The sequence below is a fragment of the Pseudarthrobacter cellobiosi genome, from assembly GCF_023913755.1.
Taxonomy (GTDB): Bacteria; Actinomycetota; Actinomycetes; order Actinomycetales; family Micrococcaceae; genus Arthrobacter; species Arthrobacter cellobiosi.
In genome coordinates this window covers 633,165-652,232 of sequence record NZ_JAMXBJ010000050.1, presented here as the reverse complement: position 1 = coordinate 652,232, position 19,068 = coordinate 633,165, and the positions used below count along the sequence as shown (strand labels likewise).

21 protein-coding genes are annotated in these 19,068 nt (G+C 64.4%); 12 read left to right on the top strand and 9 right to left on the bottom strand.

Annotation, left to right across the window (positions count from 1 at the left end):
• Positions 1 to 60: 60 nt before the first annotated feature.
• Positions 61 to 1,989 (top strand): translational GTPase TypA, encoded by a 1,929-nt coding sequence (gene typA, locus NG696_RS20580; RefSeq protein WP_104062125.1) that lies wholly within the window; start codon positions 61 to 63, stop codon positions 1,987 to 1,989.
• Positions 1,990 to 2,076: 87 nt separating this feature from the next.
• Here typA and NG696_RS20575 read toward each other — a convergent pair whose 3' ends face one another.
• Positions 2,077 to 2,322 (bottom strand): putative acetyltransferase, encoded by a 246-nt coding sequence (locus NG696_RS20575; RefSeq protein ID WP_248759736.1) that lies wholly within the window; start codon positions 2,320 to 2,322, stop codon positions 2,077 to 2,079.
• A 134-nt stretch (positions 2,323 to 2,456) separates the two neighbouring features.
• On the opposite strand from NG696_RS20575, the gene fdxA reads away from it, so the two are divergent.
• From fdxA to NG696_RS20560, 3 genes are all read left to right on the top strand, one after another.
• A complete protein-coding gene (gene fdxA, locus NG696_RS20570) occupies positions 2,457 to 2,783 on the top strand; it encodes a ferredoxin (protein ID WP_252567443.1) in 327 nt (108 codons plus the stop codon).
• A gap of 13 nt (positions 2,784 to 2,796) precedes the next feature.
• Positions 2,797 to 3,945: a succinyldiaminopimelate transaminase gene (gene dapC, locus NG696_RS20565; RefSeq protein ID WP_256472356.1), complete on the top strand. Its 1,149-nt coding sequence runs from the start codon at positions 2,797 to 2,799 to the stop codon at positions 3,943 to 3,945.
• Between the two features lie 229 nt (positions 3,946 to 4,174).
• A complete protein-coding gene (locus tag NG696_RS20560) occupies positions 4,175 to 5,458 on the top strand; it encodes a citrate synthase (RefSeq protein ID WP_252567441.1) in 1,284 nt (427 codons plus the stop codon).
• A 140-nt stretch (positions 5,459 to 5,598) separates the two neighbouring features.
• Here the strand turns inward: NG696_RS20560 and galE are convergent, their stop codons facing one another.
• Positions 5,599 to 6,612 (bottom strand): UDP-glucose 4-epimerase GalE, encoded by a 1,014-nt coding sequence (galE, locus tag NG696_RS20555; RefSeq protein WP_252576576.1) that lies wholly within the window; start codon positions 6,610 to 6,612, stop codon positions 5,599 to 5,601.
• A 64-nt stretch (positions 6,613 to 6,676) separates the two neighbouring features.
• Here galE and NG696_RS20550 point away from each other — a divergent pair, with 64 nt between their 5' ends.
• Both NG696_RS20550 and NG696_RS20545 read left to right on the top strand, forming a co-directional pair.
• A complete protein-coding gene (locus tag NG696_RS20550; protein ID WP_252576575.1) occupies positions 6,677 to 7,288 on the top strand; it encodes a TetR/AcrR family transcriptional regulator in 612 nt (203 codons plus the stop codon).
• Positions 7,289 to 7,382: 94 nt separating this feature from the next.
• Positions 7,383 to 7,994 (top strand): hypothetical protein, encoded by a 612-nt coding sequence (locus NG696_RS20545; protein WP_252576574.1) that lies wholly within the window; start codon positions 7,383 to 7,385, stop codon positions 7,992 to 7,994.
• 37 nt (positions 7,995 to 8,031) lie between these two features.
• Here the strand turns inward: NG696_RS20545 and NG696_RS20540 are convergent, their stop codons facing one another.
• Together NG696_RS20540 and dapD are read right to left on the bottom strand one after the other, a co-directional pair.
• Entirely contained in the window at positions 8,032 to 8,889 is an 858-nt protein-coding gene (locus tag NG696_RS20540; protein WP_374211269.1) for a transglycosylase SLT domain-containing protein, read from the bottom strand.
• A gap of 7 nt (positions 8,890 to 8,896) precedes the next feature.
• Positions 8,897 to 9,937: a 2,3,4,5-tetrahydropyridine-2,6-dicarboxylate N-succinyltransferase gene (dapD, locus tag NG696_RS20535; RefSeq protein WP_252576572.1), complete on the bottom strand. Its 1,041-nt coding sequence runs from the start codon at positions 9,935 to 9,937 to the stop codon at positions 8,897 to 8,899.
• 50 nt (positions 9,938 to 9,987) lie between these two features.
• Between dapD and dapE the strand changes: the two genes are divergently transcribed.
• Complete coding sequence (dapE, locus tag NG696_RS20530) at positions 9,988 to 11,124, top strand: succinyl-diaminopimelate desuccinylase (protein ID WP_252576571.1); 1,137 nt, start codon at positions 9,988 to 9,990, stop codon at positions 11,122 to 11,124.
• Positions 11,125 to 11,219: 95 nt separating this feature from the next.
• Here dapE and NG696_RS20525 read toward each other — a convergent pair whose 3' ends face one another.
• From NG696_RS20525 to NG696_RS20510, 4 genes are all read right to left on the bottom strand, one after another.
• Positions 11,220 to 12,077 (bottom strand): amino acid ABC transporter permease, encoded by an 858-nt coding sequence (locus NG696_RS20525; RefSeq protein ID WP_252567428.1) that lies wholly within the window; start codon positions 12,075 to 12,077, stop codon positions 11,220 to 11,222.
• Positions 12,074 to 12,724, bottom strand: a complete 651-nt coding sequence (locus NG696_RS20520; protein WP_056343998.1) for an amino acid ABC transporter permease — start codon at positions 12,722 to 12,724, stop codon at positions 12,074 to 12,076. Before NG696_RS20520 ends, NG696_RS20525 begins: the two co-directional genes overlap by 4 nt.
• Before the next feature lie 95 nt (positions 12,725 to 12,819).
• On the bottom strand, positions 12,820 to 13,707 hold the full coding sequence (locus tag NG696_RS20515) for a glutamate ABC transporter substrate-binding protein (RefSeq protein WP_252567427.1): 888 nt from the start codon (positions 13,705 to 13,707) through the stop codon (positions 12,820 to 12,822).
• 73 nt (positions 13,708 to 13,780) lie between these two features.
• Positions 13,781 to 14,536 (bottom strand): amino acid ABC transporter ATP-binding protein, encoded by a 756-nt coding sequence (locus NG696_RS20510; RefSeq protein WP_104062136.1) that lies wholly within the window; start codon positions 14,534 to 14,536, stop codon positions 13,781 to 13,783.
• 117 nt (positions 14,537 to 14,653) lie between these two features.
• Here NG696_RS20510 and NG696_RS20505 point away from each other — a divergent pair, with 117 nt between their 5' ends.
• The 4 genes from NG696_RS20505 to NG696_RS20490 all read left to right on the top strand — a co-directional run bounded on the left by NG696_RS20505 (position 14,654) and on the right by NG696_RS20490 (position 17,504).
• On the top strand, positions 14,654 to 15,436 hold the full coding sequence (locus NG696_RS20505; RefSeq protein WP_252567425.1) for an LOG family protein: 783 nt from the start codon (positions 14,654 to 14,656) through the stop codon (positions 15,434 to 15,436).
• Positions 15,437 to 15,459: 23 nt separating this feature from the next.
• The gene (locus NG696_RS20500) at positions 15,460 to 15,864 is read left to right on the top strand and encodes a DivIVA domain-containing protein (protein ID WP_252576570.1); all 405 of its coding nucleotides are present in this window, start codon (positions 15,460 to 15,462) and stop codon (positions 15,862 to 15,864) included.
• A gap of 55 nt (positions 15,865 to 15,919) precedes the next feature.
• Positions 15,920 to 17,101 (top strand): putative hexosyltransferase, encoded by a 1,182-nt coding sequence (locus NG696_RS20495; protein ID WP_252567660.1) that lies wholly within the window; start codon positions 15,920 to 15,922, stop codon positions 17,099 to 17,101.
• A 235-nt stretch (positions 17,102 to 17,336) separates the two neighbouring features.
• A complete protein-coding gene (locus tag NG696_RS20490; protein WP_009357720.1) occupies positions 17,337 to 17,504 on the top strand; it encodes a DUF3117 domain-containing protein in 168 nt (55 codons plus the stop codon).
• Positions 17,505 to 17,587: 83 nt separating this feature from the next.
• Here the strand turns inward: NG696_RS20490 and NG696_RS20485 are convergent, their stop codons facing one another.
• Complete coding sequence (locus tag NG696_RS20485) at positions 17,588 to 18,220, bottom strand: O-methyltransferase (protein ID WP_056343985.1); 633 nt, start codon at positions 18,218 to 18,220, stop codon at positions 17,588 to 17,590.
• Between the two features lie 227 nt (positions 18,221 to 18,447).
• Here NG696_RS20485 and sigE point away from each other — a divergent pair, with 227 nt between their 5' ends.
• Positions 18,448 to 19,065, top strand: a complete 618-nt coding sequence (gene sigE, locus NG696_RS20480) for an RNA polymerase sigma factor SigE (RefSeq protein WP_252576569.1) — start codon at positions 18,448 to 18,450, stop codon at positions 19,063 to 19,065.
• Positions 19,066 to 19,068 lie beyond the last annotated feature (3 nt).

Here is a 19,068-nt window from a genome sequence, read left to right as displayed (position 1 = left end):
TTCCGGTTGGAAATGTCGCGATACAACAGCTGACTTCACCACTGAATCGAGCAATCACGCATGTCTGAAACCACCACCAACACCGCGGTAGCCACTGCATCACGCAGTGACCTCCGCAACGTCGCGATCGTGGCCCACGTTGACCACGGCAAGACCACTCTGGTCGACGCCATGCTCAAGCAGACCAACTCCTTTGCCGAACACAACCACCTCGAAGACCGCGTCATGGACTCTGGTGACCTGGAGCGCGAAAAGGGCATCACCATCCTGGCCAAGAACACCACCGTGGCCTACAACGGACCGTCCTCCAACGGTGAAACCATCACCATCAACGTCATCGACACCCCCGGCCACGCCGACTTCGGCGGCGAAGTAGAGCGCGGCCTGTCCATGGTGGACGGCGTTGTACTCCTCGTTGACGCCTCCGAGGGCCCGCTGCCCCAGACCCGCTTCGTGCTGCGCAAGGCCCTGGCCGCGCACCTGCCGGTGATCCTCCTCGTCAACAAGACCGACCGCCCCGACGCCCGCATCGAGGAAGTTGTCCACGAGTCGATGGACCTCCTCCTGGGCCTCGCCTCGGACCTCGCCGACGAAGTTCCGGACCTGGACCTGGACAAGATCCTTGAAGTTCCGGTTGTCTACGCAGCAGCGAGGGTGGGCCGCGCGTCCCTGGACCAGCCCGCCGATGGCTCCGCTCCGGACAACGAGGACCTTGAGCCGCTGTTCAAGACCATCATCGAGCACATCCCGGCCCCGACGTACAACCCGAACGGTGTCCTCCAGGCACACGTGACCAACCTGGACGCCTCCCCGTTCCTGGGCCGCCTCGCGTTGCTGCGCATCTACAACGGCACCCTGCGCAAGGGCCAGACCGTTGCCTGGGCCCGCGCCAACGGAGAGCTCAAGAACGTCAAGATCACCGAACTGCTGGCCACCAAGGCGCTGGACCGTGTTCCCACCGAGTCTGCAGGTCCGGGCGAAATCGTCGCCGTTGCCGGTATCGAGGAAATCACCATTGGTGAGACCCTGACTGATGTTGACAACCCGCAGCCGCTGCCGCTGATCACCGTGGACGATCCCGCGATCTCCATGACCATCGGTATCAACACCTCGCCGCTGGCCGGCCGGGTCAAGGGTGCGAAGGTCACGGCCCGCCAGGTCAAGGACCGCCTGGACAAGGAACTGATCGGTAACGTCTCCATCAAGGTTCTTCCCACCGAGCGTCCCGACGCCTGGGAAGTCCAGGGCCGTGGCGAGCTGGCGCTGGCCATCCTGGTTGAGCAGATGCGACGTGAAGGCTTCGAACTGACTGTCGGCAAGCCGCAGGTTGTCACCAAGACCGTCGACGGCAAGATCCACGAGCCGATGGAACACATGACCATCGACGTGCCGGAAGAGTACCTCGGTGCCGTCACCCAGCTGATGGCAGCCCGCAAGGGCCGCATGACCAACATGGCCAACCACGGCACCGGCTGGTGCCGCATGGAGTTCATCGTTCCGGCCCGTGGCCTGATCGGCTTCCGCACCAAGTTCCTCACCGACACCCGCGGTGCCGGCATTGCTTCCTCCATCGCCGAGGGCTACGAGCCGTGGGCCGGCCCCATCGAGTACCGCACCAACGGTTCGATCGTGGCCGACCGCTCTGGCGTGGTCACCCCGTTCGCGATGATCAAGCTCCAGGAACGCATGTCATTCTTCGTGCAGCCCACCTCCGAGGTTTACGAAGGCATGATCGTTGGCGAGAACTCACGCGCCGATGACATGGACGTGAACATCACCAGGGAAAAGCAGCTCACCAACATGCGTGCGGCGTCCTCGGACACCTTCGAGAACATGACGCCGCCGCGCAACCTGACTCTGGAAGAATCCTTGGAATTCGCCCGCGAAGACGAGTGCGTTGAGGTGACCCCGGAGTCCATCCGGATCCGGAAGCTCATCCTGGACGCCAGCGAACGCGCCAAGTCCACACGGGCACGCGCCAAGGCCTAGTCCTGAATAGCACGTCACTGAAGCTGCCGGTACGGCAGGCGGGAACCCCGCCGTCGTGCCGGCAGTTTCTTTTGTGTCAGGGGAGTGTCAGTTGCGGACGCGGGCTGGGCGGCGCTCGGGCGCCGGCGGCACTTCCTTGGCCGCCACCACGAGGTCCAGGGGGATCACGACGTCGGCCTTCCGCGTGCGGACTGTGCAGCCGCCGTCGTCAGTGGCCACCAGGTGCCCCAGGGCGTCGGTCAGGCCGCCGTCGATCCGGTAACGGACTACAACCCGTGTTCCGGGCGCGGCGGTGGCCAGAAATTCTCGGGGCGTAGGCTGGGCGGGACTCACCAGTTCATACTAAGGCGGCCGGCTAGGTTCGCGTGGACGGGCTGGGAGATAATAGGCTCAGAAGTCAATAGTCCGGCCGGTGCCGGATTCAAGTGCCGGCCACTGCCGGGAAATATCGTGGAGAGGCAAGGGACGTGACGTACGTAATCGCGCAGCCGTGTGTAGATGTCAAGGACAAGGCATGTATCGAGGAATGCCCCGTTGACTGCATCTATGAGGGTGAGCGTTCCTTGTACATCCACCCCGATGAGTGTGTCGACTGTGGTGCCTGCGAGCCGGTATGCCCGGTGGAGGCCATCTACTACGAGGATGACACTCCCGAAGAGTGGGCTGACTACTACAAGGCCAACGTCGAATTCTTCGATGACCTGGGCTCGCCCGGTGGCGCCGCCAAGGTGGGCAACACGGGCAAGGACCACCCGATGATCGCCGCCCTGCCGCTGCAGAACCAAGACCGCTGAGCCGGGCATCGCGTTGACCGCAGCCGTGAACAGCTTTGGCCTGAGCCTGCCCGACTACCCGTGGGAGGCCATGGCACCGTACCTGGCCAAAGCCTCTGAGCACCCTGGCGGGGCCGTGAACCTGTCGATCGGCACGCCCGTCGACCCCACTCCCGCTGTGATCCAGGATGCCCTCAGGGCCGCCGCGGACGCCCCGGGATACCCCACGGTCCACGGCACCGTTCCGTTGCGGGAAGCCATTGTGGCGTGGTTCGAGCGGCGCCGCGGTGTCCCCGGCCTGGACCCTAAGAACGTTATGCCCACCGTGGGCTCCAAGGAACTGGTGGCGTGGCTGCCGCTCCTGCTCGGGCTGAAGCCGGGCGACGTCGTCGTCCGCCCCAAGGTTGCCTACCCCACCTATGACATCGGGGCTACTTTCGCCGGCGTCACCTCTGTCGCTACCGACCACCTCGACGAGTTGGACGATGCCACCCGCGCACGCGTGCGGCTGATCTGGGTAAACTCCCCGGGCAACCCCACGGGAAGCGTCAGGGATGTTGAGTCCCTCAAAGCGATTGTGGCGCAGGCCCGCGAACTGGGCGCCGTGGTGGCCTCGGACGAGTGCTACGCCGAACTCGGGTGGGGCGCGTGGGACGCACAGCGCGGCGGCGAGCCCGTGCCCAGCATCCTGGATCCGCGCGTTTCCGGCGGGTCCCACGAGGGCCTTCTGGCCGTGTACTCGCTGAGCAAGCAGTCCAACGTGGCAGGTTACCGCGCAGCGTTTGTGGCCGGTGACCCGGCCATCATGGCCAACCTCGTCAACAGCCGCAAGCATGCCGGCATGATCGTCCCCTACCCGGTGCAGGAAGCAATGCGGGTTGCGTTGGGCGACGGCACCCACGTCCAGGCCCAGAAGGACCTGTACCGCGGACGCCGGGAGCGCTTGGTGCCGGCTTTGCAGGGCTTTGGGCTGGAGATTAGGGATTCCGACGCCGGACTGTACCTTTGGTCCACCGCCGGAGAGAGCACCTGGGACACCGTGGCCCGGCTTGCTGAGCGAGGCATCGTTGTGGGGCCGGGCGTCTTTTACGGCGAGGCCGGCAACGGGTTTGTGCGTGTCGCATTGACGGGCACGGATGAACGGATTGACGCCGCAGTGGCCAGACTGGCCACGACGCCGTAACAATCATGTGACTCGCACCACAAAGGCGGCATTTTACGGGGGTTTCGCACGCCTCCGATTAGTGACACCCGCAATCGGGCGGTACTTTTTAAGTGACTATCAATGGTGGCTTTCTACAAGAAGGCAGCCCGGGTGTTGGATTCCTGGATGAACAGGGTCACTGCCACGGCTCACCGGATGTTGGATCAAGCTTTCGACAGAGGCCCACGCGCCTCATGAAGGGGACTCCATGACTGAGACCAACAGCGCAACCCTGCACCATGCAGGAGGCGAGCTCAAGCTCCCGCGCATCCAGGTTGTTGAAGGAAACGAAGGCTACGACGTTTCCAAGCTGCTCAAGCAGACGGGCGCAGTCACCTTTGACCCCGGCTTCATGAACACCGCAGCAACCACTTCCGCTATCACCTACATCGACGGTGATGCGGGCATCCTGCGTTACCGCGGGTACCCCATCGAGCAGCTGGCACAGCACTCCAGCTTCCTCGAGGTTTCGTACCTGCTGATCTACGGCAACCTGCCCAGCCCCACCGAGCTGGAAGCCTTCGACCAGCGCATCCGTCACCACACCCTGCTGCACGAGGAGCTCAAGGGCTTCTTCAGCGGCTTCCCGCGTGACGCCCACCCGATGCCCGTGCTGTCCTCGGCCGTGTCGGCGCTGTCCACGTTCTACCAGGACTCGCTGGACCCCTTCAACGCCGAGCAGGTCGAGGTCTCCACGTACCGGCTGCTCGCCAAGATGCCGGTCATCGCCGCCTACGCCCTGAAGAAGAGCATCGGCCAGCCCATGCTGTACCCAGACAACTCCCACAACCTCGTGGAGAACTTCCTGCGCCTGAGCTTCGGCCTTCCCGCCGAGCAGTACGAAGTGGACCCGGTCATCGCCAAGGCGCTGGATCTCCTCCTGATCCTGCACGCCGACCACGAGCAGAACTGTTCCACCTCCACCGTGCGCCTGGTGGGCTCCTCCAACGCCAACCTCTTCGCATCCGTGTCGGCCGGCATCAACGCCCTCTTCGGCCCCGCCCACGGCGGCGCCAACGAGGCAGTGCTGAAGATGCTCCGCCAGATCCAGGCCGACGGCACCAAGCCCGAGGACTACATGGAGAAGGTCAAGAACAAGGAAGACGGCGTCCGCCTCATGGGCTTCGGACACCGCGTCTACAAGAACTACGATCCGCGCGCGAAGATCGTCAAGGCCACGGCCCACGAGATCCTCAGCAAGCTCGGCGGCAACGACGAACTGCTCGAGATCGCCATGCGCCTGGAAGAGAAAGCGCTGAACGATGACTACTTCATCCAGCGCAAGCTCTACCCGAACGTGGACTTCTACACCGGCCTGATTTACAAGGCTATGGGCTTCCCGGAGAAGATGTTCACCGTGCTGTTCGCGATCGGCCGCCTGCCGGGCTGGATCGCCCAGTGGCGTGAAATGATCAGCGACCCGAACACCAAGATCGGCCGACCGCGCCAGCTGTACATCGGCGAGCCCGAGCGCGATTACCCGGTCCGCTAGATCCCCACCGGCTCTCCCTGAATAACGACGGCGGCCGGTCACCTTCTCCGCGAAGGTGACCGGCCGCCGTCGTACTCTCATCGATTGCTCCGTAACGGCCGTTTTGAGCGTCCTAAAGGGCCGTTACGGAGCAATCGATGCTAAGACTTGTAACCCAGGGGGTTGTTCTTCTGCCAGCGCCAGTGGTCCTCGCACATCTGGTCCACCGTCTTGGTGGTGGACCAGCTCAGGTCGGCCAGGGCGGAGGTGGCGTCGGCCCAGAACGCCGGAAGGTCTCCCGCGCGGCGTCCGGTGATCTCGTACGGGATGGGCTGGCCCACGGCCTTCTCGAAGGACCGCAGGACCTCCAGCACGGAGGAGCCCTTCCCGGAGCCAAGGTTCCAGCGGTAGACGCCTGAGCGGTCCGCGACGTGGTTGAGGGCTGCCACGTGGCCTTCGGCGAGGTCGACGACGTGGATGTAGTCCCGCAGGCAGGTGCCGTCAGGGGTTTCGTAGTCCCCGCCGAACACCATGAGCTTGTCGCGGCGTCCCACGGCCACCTGGGCGATGAAGGGCACCAGGTTGTTGGGGATACCCTGTGGGTCCTCGCCGATGCGGCCGGACGGGTGTGCGCCCACCGGGTTGAAGTAGCGCAGCAGGGCAATGTGCCAACGGGTGTCAGCAGCGCCCAGGTCGGCGAGGATGTCCTCGATCTGTTCCTTGGTGCGGCCGTAGGGGTTGTTGGCGCCAATCTCCATCTTTTCCACATAGGGGATGGGATTGTGCTCACCGTACACGGTGGCGGAGGAGCTGAAGACGATGGAGCGGGCGTCGTGGCGGTCCATCACCCGGATCAGGTTCAGCGTGCCCACGAGGTTGTTGTAGTAGTACTTGAGCGGTTCGCGGACCGACTCACCCACGGCCTTGAGCCCGGCAAAGTGGATCACTGCGTCGATCGTGTGGGCGGCAAAGACGCCTTCCACTGCGGCTTCGTCCACCAGGTCCACGTTGTGGAATTCGGCGGTCTTGCCGCTGAGTTCGGATACCCGGCGCAGTGACTCCTCGCTGGAGTTCACCAGGTTATCGATCACCACCACATCGTGGCCGGCTTCCTGCAGGGACAAGACTGTGTGCGAACCGATGTACCCGGTGCCACCTGTGACCAGAATTTTCATGCCCCCACGCTATCCCAATTCCGCGGATGCGTGGATTTAAGCACGGGTGTGCTAAATAATGGGGGTGCCCAAAATTGTTGATGCCGAAGCCCGGCGTGCAGAGATCGTTGAAGCGGTCTTCAGGATCATCGCCGTCGACGGCCTCGAGCGGGCGTCACTGCGGGAGGTGGCGGACGAAGCAGGCCTCGCCGTGGGCTCCGTCCGGCACTACTTCGCCGGCAGTGAAGAACTGCTCAGCCATTCCTTTGCTGCCGTTGTGGACCGGATCACGGGCCGGCTCACCGCGGCGTTGCGGGCTATGGCCGCCAGTAAACCCGGGACCGGCCCGCATCGCGAGGCGGTTTTAACCCTGTTGAGTGAATTTCTGCCGCTAGACGAGGAACGGGCCGTGGACGCCTGTGTGTGGATGGCCTTCAAGAACGCGGCCAGGATCCGCCCCTTCCTCGCGGCCGAGGCCGATCGGAGCCACCGGGAGGTGGCCGCCGTCGTCGGGCAGGTCATCACCGCCCTGGTACCGGACGACGGCGACGGGCAGCAGTCTCTGGCGGTCGAGGCGGAGAGGCTGCTGGCTACGCTGGACGGGCTGTGCATGCACGCCCTCCTGCAGCCCGCCTGGATGACGGCACAGATGTGCCATGACGTCCTGGACCGGCACCTGAAGAGCCTGGCCGCCTGACATTACCGTCCGGTGGCATCGGGAATAGACTGGGAGCCGGGGGAGCGGAACCGGCGGGTCAGGCCGGTACAGGCAGGCCACAGGAGGAGTAGGGATGCATCACACAGGTGGTTCCGGCTGGCAGGTTACTACGGATACGTCCGGGCCTCTGATGATCGCGCTCTTTGTCCGTGATGCGGCAGGACTCGACGGCGCCGGCCACCCCGCGTTGTCGCATGCCGCGCCGAAGATCCGCCATGCCGACCACTCGCATCTCACCTCCGACGTCGGCGGGCTGAGCGCACTCAAGACCGAATGGGAAGCCTGGTGGGAGCAGCTGCTGAAGGCGCACCCTCAGACGTCACCGGAGCTGTCCCCGCCGGATTTTGGGGAATTCGGAAATTCCCCGGCCCTCCAGCGCGTCCTGCAGGCGCATTTCGGGTCCGCCCTGACCTGGGCACGGGAGCGCCGCAGTGAGTACGTCCGGCTGGAAGCAGAACGGGTGGCCAGCGGTTCGGACCAGCTGTTGGGCGACATGGTGGATGACCGCCTGCTGGAGGTCGGCCGGGGGGCACGGGACTTCACCCTGACCATCATCGAACTGCCTCTGAACGAACAGCGGGCGTGGTATTTGGAGCCGGACAAGATCATCATGAGCCATAACCTCATGTCCGCGCCGGAGCTCTTCCGCAGCTACGTCCAGCCCGTGGTGGACATCCTGGTCTGAGCGGCGCGGTCAGCATCCGGGCATCAGTACCGGGCCGTCAGCTGCCGGTGCCGGCCGGTGCCACCGTAATGCGGACCTGGCCAACGGGCGCGTCGGATTCCCGCCAGCCGCCCTGAACCTCCCGGTCCCAGCTCCGGCCGGCCACATCCACGCGCGTCACCGCCATGCCCTTGGCGTTGGCAACTGCCCACTGCGCCACGGACCAGGCCTGGGTGCCGTCAGCTGCCACCACGAGCGATTCATTTTCAGTGGTGATGGCGAGCGGCCCGTACGCCTGGGCTAGCTCGGACTCGACGGCGGCGGGGATGCCCGGTTCCTGCGGGGCACGCAAAGTGCACAGCACGGAGGCGGGCGTCTGGCCGGTCAGGCCGGACGCGAAGGACCGGCCCATATCTTCGTGTTGGGCGTAGGCGAGGGGGTAGGCCGAGCGCTGGACACGCTGGGCGGCGTCAGTGATTTCCAGGGACTCGTAGCCTGGAATTTTTACGAGGGCATCGTAGAAAGCATTGGCAGCGTAGTACGGGTCCATGACCTGGGTCTCGGATCCCCACCCCTGCGTGGGCCGTTGCTGGAAGAGTCCGCGGGAGTCAGGTCCGGCCTGGTCGCCATGGGCGATGTTGCGGAGCTTGGATTCCTGCATGGCGGTGGCAAGGGCGATGCTGGCTGCCCGGGGAGGCAGCCCACGCTGCACCGCCACCGCCGTAATCAGTGAGGCATTAACCGCCTGGTCCGTTGCAAGCTCAGCGCTCTGGGCCCCGACGTCGGCCGTGCAGCGCTCCGAGACCAGGGTTTCGGAGCGCTGCAGGAAGGAGACCGCTGTGTAGATACCGGCGCCCGCCAGCGCCAGGGTAAGCAGCAGCACGGTGGGGCGAACGAAACTGCGTCCACGTGCCACCGACGGGTCAGTTGGCGTGGAGGGCGTCGTTGAGTTCCACCGTCTGGCCCTTGCGCGGCAACACCTCGACGGCGCCGGTGGTGGAGTTGCGCCGGAACAGCAGGTTGGGGACGCCGGACAGCTCGGCTGCCTTCACGATCTTGGCTGTGTCCTCGCCATCCTCGTCCTTGGGCCCGGGAACGAGCACACGGGTTCCAGCGGTGACGTAGAGGCCTGCCTCCACCACGGAGTCATCGCCGACGCTGATGCCGACGCCGGAGTTGGCGCCGAGCAGGACGCGCTCACCGATGACGATCTTTTCCTTGCCGCCCCCGGAGAGGGTGCCCATGATCGACGCGCCGCCTCCCACGTCACTGCCGTCGCCGGCGACGACGCCGGCCGAGATGCGGCCTTCCACCATGGAGGCGCCCAGGGTGCCGGCGTTGAAGTTCACAAAGCCTTCGTGCATCACAGTGGTGCCTTCGGCGAGGTGGGCACCGAGGCGGACGCGGTCGGCGTCGGCGATCCGGACGCCGGCGGGCACCACGTAGTCCGCCATGCGGGGGAACTTGTCCACGCCGTAGACGGTGACGGCACCACGGCGGCGAAGCTTGGCGCGGGTCAGTTCGAAGCCTTCCACCGCGGCGGGGCCGAAGTTGGTCCACACCACGTTGGGGAGCTTGCCGAAGATGCCGTCCAAGTTGATCGTGTTGGGCCGGACCAGCCGGTGGGAGAGCAGGTGCAGCCGGAGGTATGCGTCGGCAGTGTCGGCCGGAGCTTCGTCAAGGTTGATCTGGACGAAGACCACCTTCTGCTCGGTCCCGCGGTCCGCGTCGGTACCGCTGGCGGCGAGCTGGACCAGGGTTTCGTCCGCATTCTCCACAGCGCGAAGGTTCTGTGCCGCAACGCCAAGCGCGGGCGTGGGGAACCAGACGTCCAGGACGGTGGCCTGGGCATTTTCCTTGCCCGTGGCACTGGCGATGGTTGCCAGCCCGAAGCCGTAGGCGGAGCGGGCTTCGGAAGTTGCGTTCTGGTCGTTGGGCGCGGCGGAGGTAGCGGTCTCAGTCATGCCCCCAGTCTAGCGAGAGGCGGGCATCGGGTTCGAACTAGACTGGCAACGTGACTGCCGAGACCGCGCCTGAACCGACCACCGTTCCTTTGGACCTCCGCCAGGACGTGTCCGTGCTGACGGCCGCCCTGATGGACATCAACAGTGTCTCCGGGAATGAGACGGAACTGGCTGACGCCGTCGAAGTGGCGCTGCGGGCCATCCCGGAACTCCAGGTAGTCCGCGACGGTGACGCCATCATCGCGCGCACGGAACTCGGCAGGGCGGAACGCGTTATCCTCGCTGGACATCTGGACACCGTGCCGTTGCCGGTTGCTGAAGGCGCGCGCGGTACCGTACCGTCTACCTGGGATTCAGGCATCCCGGGGGAGGGCGTGCTCTACGGACGAGGAGCCACGGACATGAAGGGCGGCGTCGCCGTGCAGCTCGCGCTGGCGGCCACAATGTTCGACGGCGGCGCGGCGCCCCAGCGGGACGTCACCTTCGTGTTCTACGACCACGAGGAAGTGGAAGCGGTCAAGAGCGGACTGGGCCGCCTGGTCCGCAACCACGGCAGCCTCCTGGGCGGCGATTTTGCCATCCTCCTGGAGCCGACCCATGGCACCGTCGAGGGTGGCTGCAACGGCACGAGCCGCTTTGAGGCCACGACGGTGGGCGAGGCAGCACACTCTGCCCGTGCGTGGATGGGCAGCAACGCCATCCACGCAGCGGCACCCATCCTGGCCCGGCTGGCAGCCTACGAGCCGCGGACCATCAACGTGGACGGCCTCGACTACCGCGAGAGCCTCAACGCCGTGAAGATCAATGGCGGCACGGCCGGCAACGTCATCCCCGACCGCTGCGTCGTCGAAATCAACTACCGCTTCGCCCCCGACAAGACGCCGGACCAGGCGGAGGCGCATGTGCGCGAACTGTTGGCGGGCTTCGCTGTGGTCCGCACGGACGCCGCCGCCGGTGCGCGCCCGGGACTGAACCACCCGGCCGCCGCGTCCTTCGTGGCCGCCGTCGGAGCCGAGCCGAAACCGAAATACGGCTGGACCGACGTCGCGCGTTTCAGCGAACTGGGGATCCCGGCAGTGAACTTCGGCCCCGGCGATCCGCTGCTGGCCCACAAGGACAACGAGCACGTCGACGCCGACGCCATCCGGGAATGCCTGCGGGCACTTAGTAGCTGGCTCGCCACGTAGCCGCGGCGAAAGGTAAAAGAGCCAACAACAGGCTCCACACAAAAGGTCCGGACCCCCTGAAGGGTTCCGGACCTTTTGCGTGTGCGCGCGTGCTGCTATTTGCGTTCCGGCAAGTCCGGCAGTTCCGGTGCGACCACTGCGGTTGGCGCCGGAGCAACTCCACCGGCTGCCTTCTTGGAACCCCGGCGCTCGATCCAGATTGCGAGCCGGGAAACGCAGATGTTGATCACAATGTAGATGGCGGCAGCCACAAAGAAGATGGGGAACAGGAACGCGTTCCCGAGGAAGTCCGCCATGACCTGCACTGCACGCAGAAGTTCGCCGTACGCCACGATGTAGCCCAGGGAGGTGTCCTTCAGGAGCACCACGAGTTGGGCAACCAGCGACGGCATCATACGGCGGACAGCCTGCGGCAGCTCGATGAGCATCCGGGACTGGAAACTGGTCAGGCCGATGGTCAGGCCCGCCTCCCGCTGTCCCTTCGGCAGTGATTGGATGCCCGCCCGGATGATCTCCGCGAAAATAGCGGTGTTGTACAGGACCAGCCCGGCCACCACTGCGACGAAGGAACTCGTCCCGAACACCAGCAGGACGAAGAGCATCATCAGCACAACCGGCATGCCGCGCAGGAACTCCAGGACCACGCGGGCGGGAATCCGGATCCAGGCGACCAGCGAGATGCGCAGCAGGCAGAACATCAGGCCAAGGGGGAACGCGATCACTGCCGCGAGGGCGGCGGCGCTGAGCGTTGCGCCGAGGCCATTGGCGAGCAGCGTCCAGACATCGCCCCGGGTGAAGATCGCCCAGCGGCGACCTTCAAAAATGCCCTGCTGGGCGAGAGTCATGCCAATCCATGCCAGAAGTCCCAGGATCAGCACGGTTCCAACCACGGAACCAATCAGCGAGACCCGGCGCGCTTTGGGGCCGGGAACGTCGTAGAGGACTGAAGTCATCGGGCAATCGCCACCTTTCGTTCCACCGTGCTGGCAAGGATGCCCAGCGGAATGGTGAGGAGCAGATAGAAGAACGCTACGCCGAGCAGTACTGCCATGACCTGGTCACCGTTGGCGTTGGCCATTTGGCGGCCGTAGCCGAACAGTTCCAGGACAAAGAACGCGCCGGCGACGGACGAGTTCTTGACGAGGGCAATCAGGATGTTGATCAGCGGCGGGATCACGGTCCGCAGCGCCTGCGGCAGGATGATGAGATTCAGGACCTGGCCGAAGTTCATGCCGATGCTGCGCGCGGCCTCAGCCTGGCCGAGCGGGACGCTGTTAACGCCTGAGCGGACGGCTTCAGCGATGAAGGCCGCTGTATAGGCGCTGAGGGCGATGATCGCTGCGACCTCGAACTGCTGGAAGGTCACGCCGAGGCGGGGCAGGACGATCGCCGCGAAGAAGAAAGCAATGGTCAGTGGGGTGTTCCGGAGGATTTCCACGTAGACGGTGCTGAATCCCCGGAGGGCCGCAACGGGGGAAACGCGGGCTGCCGCCAGGAGTGTTCCGAGGATAAGGGCGATGATCCCGGAGACGACGGACAGGAAAAGGGTGCGGAGAAGGCCTTCCCAATAAAGGGGGAGGTTTTCAATGATGACTTCCATAGGATCCTTCGGCTCTGGGCGTAGGGGGTCAAAAAGCAGGCTGGCGGCTTCCGGGGAACGCGTTCAACGAATTCCCCGGAAGCCGCCGTTGCTACCTAGTAGCGGTTGATGGCGGGAAGTTCAGGGGCGGTCTTGATGACCGCACCCGCCGTTGCTTCCCAGGCCTTCTTGTAGGACCCGTCCTTGCCAAACGCCTCCAGCTGGTCATTGATCCAGTTGCGGAACTCGGTGTCGTCCTTCTTCAGGCCAATGCCGTACGGCTCTTTGGTGAAGGTTTGATCCGACGCCAGTTTGAAGGCATCCGGTTCCTTGTCCACAAAGCCGGCCAGGATCACGTTGTCCGTGGTGATCGCTTCGACCTGCTTGTTGCGCAGCGGCTCAAGGCAAGCGGAGTAAGTGGCTGCCGGTACGAGCTCGGCCTTGTACTTGTCCACGATCGTCGCGGCAGGGGTGGAACCGGTCACGGAGCAGACCTTCTTGCCTGCGACGTCCTCAGGCTTGGTGATGGACGTGTTGTCCTTGTTCACCATCAGCGCCTGGCCGGCCTCGTAGTACGGGCCCGCGAAGCTGACAACCTGCTTGCGCTTGTCATTGATGGTGTACGTGGCAATAACAAGGTCCACCTTGCCCTGCTCGATGAAGGGTTCGCGGTTGGCTGAGACAGTCTCTGACCATTCGATCTTGTCCGCAGCGATGCCCAGCTTGGCTGCGATCAGCTTGCCCATCTCGACGTCGAAGCCCACCGGCTTGCCGTCCAGGCCCACCTGGCCGAAGAGCGGCTGATCGTACTTGGTGCCGATCTTGATGGTGCCTGCGGCGGACAGCTTGGCCATGGTGGTGCCGGCGGCAAACGTCGGCTTGTCGGCAACAGTGGGATCGCTGGTGGTGCCGGGGGTGGTGCCGCCACATGCGCTCAGGGACAACGCCAGGGCAGCAGTAGCCGCCACGAAGAACGACTTCCGGCGGGTCATAAATGCCTTCATGACATTCCTTTCATTGATCGGCCGTGGGTCACGGCCTGGGTGCGAACTGGAGTGTGTGTTCGTTGATGGAAAATCAGTGGGTGAGCAGCTTGGACAGGAAGTCCTTCGCGCGGTCACTCTTCGGGTTGGTGAAGAATTCTTCCGGCTTGGCATCCTCCACGATCTGGCCATCCGCCATGAAAACCACGCGGTCGGCGGCTTTCCGGGCGAAGCCCATTTCGTGCGTGACCACAACCATGGTCATGCCTTCCTTGGCCAGCTGGATCATGACGTCGAGGACCTCGTTGATCATCTCGGGGTCCAGCGCAGAGGTGGGCTCATCAAAGAGCATGACCTTTGGTTTCATCGCCAGGGCGCGGGCGATGGCCACCCGTTGCTGCTGGCCGCCGGAGAGCTGCGCCGGGAGTTTGGGGGCCTGGTGACCCACGCCCACGCGCTCCAGCAATGCCATGGCTTCCTTGTCGGCCTGGGCCTTGGCAACGCCTTTGACTTTGATGGGACCAAGCGTCACGTTCTCAAGGATGGTCTTGTGCGCGAAGAGGTTGAAGGACTGAAAGACCATCCCGACGTCGGCGCGGAGCTGGGCCAGTTCCTTCCCCTCCTCCGGCAACACCTTTCCATCAATGCTGATGGTGCCACCTTCGATGGTTTCCAGACGGTTGATGGCACGGCACAACGTGGACTTTCCTGAGCCTGACGGGCCAATGACCACCACCACTTCGCCCTTACGGACGTGGAGATTGATGTCCTTCAAAACGTGCAACTGACCGTAATGCTTATTCACACCATTCAGGGAGACGAGCGCATCGCCGGGCACATGAGTAGTCATAAAGAAGAATCTAGCGAACATTGGCTGGTTAGGAGGTGAATCACGCTAAGTTCGCGCGGATCGTGATTCAAGAGATACCTGCCACAGGCACGCTGGCGTTGGCATTAGCCTTGGGGGATGAGCATCAACGCAGATCCGGCCAAAACTTCCCAGCCGCGCCGTAAGGGGCCCCTTGAACTCCGTCGCAAGCAGGCGGCTGTGGAAATGTCCGACCAGCATTTGCTTGATACCAAAGGCGCAGGACAGTTCGTCCATTCAGACCCTTGGCGTGTCCTCCGGATCCAGAGCGAGTTCGTCGAGGGGTTCGGCGCGCTTGCCGATCTGGGGCCCGCCGTCAGTGTTTTCGGCTCGGCGCGCACCAAGCCCGGCAGCCCGTACTACGAAATGGGCATGGAAGTAGGCCGGAAGCTGGCAGCCGCGGGCGTGGCCGTCATCACCGGCGGCGGTCCGGGCTCCATGGAGGCCGCCAACCGCGGCACCGTGGAAGGCAACGGCGTGTCCGTCGGCCTGGGCATCGAATTGCCCTTCGAGCAGGGCCTGAACCAGTGGGTGGACCTCGGCATCAACTTCCGCTACTTCTTCGCCCGGAAGACCATGTTCGTCAAATATGCCCAGGGATTCATCGTTCTTCCCGGCGGCCTCGGGACATTGGATGAACTCTTTGAAGCCATGGTCCTGGTCCAGACCCGGAAGGTGACCTCCTTCCCGATCGTGCTCCTCGGCGTCGACTTCTGGGGGCCGATGATCGAATGGATCAAGGGCACCCTCGTGGCCGAGGGAATGGTCTCCGCAAAGGACCTGGACCTCATCCAGGTGGTGGACGATCCCGCCGAAGCGGTGCAACTGGTGCTGCACGGGACGCCCCCGGTTCCCACCAACGGCGAGCAACGGCCCGAATAGGCTGCCGGCCCATATCTGGCACGATGGGTGCTGTGAGTTTTTTCCTGGTCTACCTCGCCATCGTGCTGATCGCCGCCACCCTGTGGGCAGGCGCCGGTGGCCGCCGCGGCATTCAGCGCAGCCTCCGCCGGGGCAGTGAACCGGCCACGGGCGCCGAGGTCCCGGAGAATCCGATTCTCTACCCGGGGTTCGGGCAGCCGCCCGCCAACCTTCCGCCGGTGCTGCTGCCCGCGGACGCTGCACCTGCCGACGTCGACCGGGTCCGCTTCTCCCTCGGCCTGCGTGGGTACCGGATGGACCAGGTGGACCAGGTCCTCGACGAACTGCGGGACCAGATCGCGGCAAAAGACGAAGAAATGGGCAGGCTCCGGGCACGGCTGCTGGAAACGGAACGGGCGGCGCGCCCGGAGGCCGGCGTTGAGCACTGACACGGGGGACCGGACGGGCCCGACGGCGTTGATCACCGCATTCGGCGCCCGCGCCATGTGGGCGGTCCAACGCTGGCCCTGGTGGCTGCAGGTTGCCGCCCTCTACGCCATTGCCCGGCTGGTCAGCGCCTGCATCTTTATGGCAGCAGCCCTGCACCAAGGGCCCAACCCGTGGTTTCCGGCCGTCCCTGACTACTGGAACTTCATCAATATCTGGGATGCGCGATGGTACGGCCGGATCGTCACCGACGGTTATCCCTCACCGCTTCCAACGGATGCCGCCGGCAACGTGCAGGAAAATGCGTGGGCCTTCTATCCGCTCTTCCCGGCCCTGGGCCGTGCGCTCGCAGGCCTGACCGGAATCAGCCCTGCCGCGGCGCTGACGGTCGTCGCCATGCTGGCGGGGTTGGGTGCGGCGCTGGTTTTGTACTGCCTGTTCAGGCACAAGGCTTCGCACACTGCGGCGCTTTGGGGCGTGGCATTCTTCGCGACCTTTCCGGTGTCCGCCATTCTCCAGGTCCCGTACGCGGAGCCGCTGACCGTTTTCCTGCTGGCCACCGCCCTGCTGCTCGTCATCAGGCGTCATTATTTCGTTGCCATGCCGGTGGTCCTGCTGCTGTGCCTCTCCCGACCCGTGGGCGTTCCCTTTGCCGCCATGGTGGGGCTTCTCTTCCTCTGGCGACTGGTCGAACGGGGGCGCGAGGAGCGGCCGGGCACCCACAGCCTCGGGGAGCTGGCCTCCCTGGCGGGCCTAACCGTGGTGTGCGGGGCCTCGGCACTGCTGTGGCCGGCAGCGGCCTGGGCCGCCACCGGAGATATTGAGGCGTATACCAAAACCGAAACAGTGTGGCGCGGCCGTGACCTGGTGCCCTTCAAGCCCTGGTTCGACGCCGGCGTCGACCTCTTTGGCCCCGTCCTGGGGATCGTGGCGCCATTCGTCTTTGCGGGCCTCTTTGCGCTCCTGCTGTTCTCCCCGCCGGTGGTCCGGCTTGGTGTGGAAATGCGCCTGTGGTGCGCCTGCTACATGGGCTACCTCCTGGTGTTCCTCCACCCCCAGACCAGTACTTTCCGGATGCTGCTCCCGCTGTTCCCGTTGGCCCTGGCTGCCGCGCTCTTGTCCCGGTCGAAGGCATACCGCGGCACGGTCCTGACAATGTTTGTCCTGCTCCAGATCGTGTGGATCGTCTGGCTGTGGGCTTGGGCGCAGCTTCCGGGAGGCGGCGATTATCCGCCGTGATCGCGGGCGGCGCCTGGCCGGTGGATTGGGGAATCCGACGCGGCCGTAAATGTCCATCGATTAGCTACGTGCGGGTCATTACGGGATAATAGTAAGTAAGCAGGGACAAAAAGCATTCAGAAATGTTCAGCCATGGCGGCATCAGTACGGGCCGCCATAGCGGCTTGATTTGACCATGCGGACACAGCCCATCCGGGCTGATATGTCCTGGGACTAAATGGAGGGGAAATTCCTCATGGCGGCTATGAAACCACGCACCGGCGACGGCCCTATGGAAGTCACCAAAGAGGGCCGCAGCCTGATAATGCGCGTACCGCTCGAAGGCGGCGGACGGCTTGTGGTGGAACTGAACGCTGCGGAGGCGGCCAACCTCAAGGAATGCCTCGTCGGCGTGACTGAATAATCCTGTTCGGCGTTGCCGAATAATCCCGCAGGGCCAGGGTCCGCAGCCAACCGGCTGCGGACCCTGGCTTATTTCCTGTGGATCTACTTCTTAACCGCGACCAGCAGGCCGTCGCCCGTGGGAAGCATCGCGGACGCCAGGCGGTCGTCGTCGCGGATTGCCTTGCCCACCTGGCGGAGCACCACCGTATTGGACTCCCGGACGGCCGGGTTGGCCACGCGGTCCTTGTCCAGTGCGTCATTGATGATGAGCAGCCCGCCGGCCTTCAGGAGCCGGACGGCCTGTTCCACGTAGCCGGGCAGGCCGGGCTTGTCGGCGTCGACAAACACCAGGTCATAAGCGGAGTCGGTCAGGCGCGGCAGGACATCCCCGGCGCGGCCGGAAATAGTACGGGTGCGGTTGGCCGGACTGCCGGCCTCCGAAAAGGCTTCACGTGCCGCCTTCAGATGTTCGACGTCCACGTCGATGGTGGTCAGCACGGCCTGCGGTCCGAGCCCCCGCAGGATGCAAACCCCCGAGACACCTGCGCCTGTGCCGATTTCGACGGCGGTCTGAGCCTTCGAACCCGCAGCCAACACCGTCAGGACCGCACCAACACCTGCGCCGATGGGCGTCACGCCCAGTTCGAAGGAGCGCTCCCTGGCACGAAGCATAACCTCATCCTCTGCGGGCAGATCTTCTGCATAGGACCAGCTCGTGGATTTGTCGGCGCTCATGTGATTCGCTTTCTGGGCGGCAGGGGAGTGTTTAGTACAGCCTACTGTGTGCGGGGGTGCCAGCCGCGGAAGGGAATCGTTGTGCCTCTGGCTGAAGAACCGCCCCGGTCAGGAAATTCCCAGCCAACTTTGAAATGATGGATATCCGGTCATCCATGAGGTGATCGGCGCCGAACCAGAGATGTCAACAGTATCCGGGCGATAGCAATCCACGACGGGAGTGGACGATGTCAGCATCAGGTATGGCACCTGTCCCTGCGGCGCAAGATTCCGCCGCTGTATGGATCAGGCCCACCTGGGAGGAAGTGGTGGCCAACCACTCCGCCAAGGTCTACCGGCTGGCGTACCGCCTGACGGGGAACAAGTTCGACGCCGAGGACCTCACCCAGGAGGTGTTCGTCCGCGTCTTCCGGTCACTGGAGAATTTCAAGCCGGGGACACTCGATGGCTGGCTGCACCGCATTACCACCAACCTGTTCCTGGACCAGGCGCGCCGGAAAACCCGCATTCGGTTTGACGCGCTGGCCGATGACGCCGAATCCCGGATCCCCGGGCGGGAGCCCGGACCGGAACAGAGCTTTGAACTGAACAACCTGGACCTCGATGTGCAGGCTGCCTTGGAAGAGCTGCCCCCGGACTTCCGCGCCGCCGTCGTGCTTTGCGACCTGGAAGGCCTGTCCTACGACGAAGTGGCCGCTGCCCTCGGCGTCAAACTGGGCACCGTCCGTTCCCGTATCCACCGGGGCCGGACCATGCTGCGCGAAAAGCTGGCCCACCGCGATCCCAGGCCTCAGCAAGGACGCAAGCCGAAGCTTTCGCTGCCGCGCATCGCCAGCATCCTCTGATCG

What these genes read in the sequence shown, in the direction of transcription:
- typA (WP_104062125.1), top strand. Translation starts at nt 61, where the DNA reads ATGTCTGAAACCACCACCAACACCGCGGTAGCCACTGCATCACGCAGT.
- NG696_RS20560 (WP_252567441.1), top strand. Translation starts at nt 4,175, where the DNA reads ATGACTGAGACCAACAGCGCAACCCTGCACCATGCAGGAGGCGAGCTC.
- galE (WP_252576576.1), bottom strand. Translation starts at nt 6,612, where the DNA reads ATGAAAATTCTGGTCACAGGTGGCACCGGGTACATCGGTTCGCACACA.
- NG696_RS20545 (WP_252576574.1), top strand. Translation starts at nt 7,383, where the DNA reads ATGCATCACACAGGTGGTTCCGGCTGGCAGGTTACTACGGATACGTCC.
- dapD (WP_252576572.1), bottom strand. Translation starts at nt 9,937, where the DNA reads ATGACTGAGACCGCTACCTCCGCCGCGCCCAACGACCAGAACGCAACT.
- NG696_RS20525 (WP_252567428.1), bottom strand. Translation starts at nt 12,077, where the DNA reads ATGACTTCAGTCCTCTACGACGTTCCCGGCCCCAAAGCGCGCCGGGTC.
- NG696_RS20520 (WP_056343998.1), bottom strand. Translation starts at nt 12,724, where the DNA reads ATGGAAGTCATCATTGAAAACCTCCCCCTTTATTGGGAAGGCCTTCTC.
- NG696_RS20515 (WP_252567427.1), bottom strand. Translation starts at nt 13,707, where the DNA reads ATGAAGGCATTTATGACCCGCCGGAAGTCGTTCTTCGTGGCGGCTACT.
- NG696_RS20510 (WP_104062136.1), bottom strand. Translation starts at nt 14,536, where the DNA reads ATGACTACTCATGTGCCCGGCGATGCGCTCGTCTCCCTGAATGGTGTG.
- NG696_RS20505 (WP_252567425.1), top strand. Translation starts at nt 14,654, where the DNA reads ATGAGCATCAACGCAGATCCGGCCAAAACTTCCCAGCCGCGCCGTAAG.
- NG696_RS20500 (WP_252576570.1), top strand. Translation starts at nt 15,460, where the DNA reads ATGGGTGCTGTGAGTTTTTTCCTGGTCTACCTCGCCATCGTGCTGATC.
- NG696_RS20495 (WP_252567660.1), top strand. Translation starts at nt 15,920, where the DNA reads ATGTGGGCGGTCCAACGCTGGCCCTGGTGGCTGCAGGTTGCCGCCCTC.
- NG696_RS20490 (WP_009357720.1), top strand. Translation starts at nt 17,337, where the DNA reads ATGGCGGCTATGAAACCACGCACCGGCGACGGCCCTATGGAAGTCACC.
- NG696_RS20485 (WP_056343985.1), bottom strand. Translation starts at nt 18,220, where the DNA reads ATGAGCGCCGACAAATCCACGAGCTGGTCCTATGCAGAAGATCTGCCC.
- sigE (WP_252576569.1), top strand. Translation starts at nt 18,448, where the DNA reads ATGTCAGCATCAGGTATGGCACCTGTCCCTGCGGCGCAAGATTCCGCC.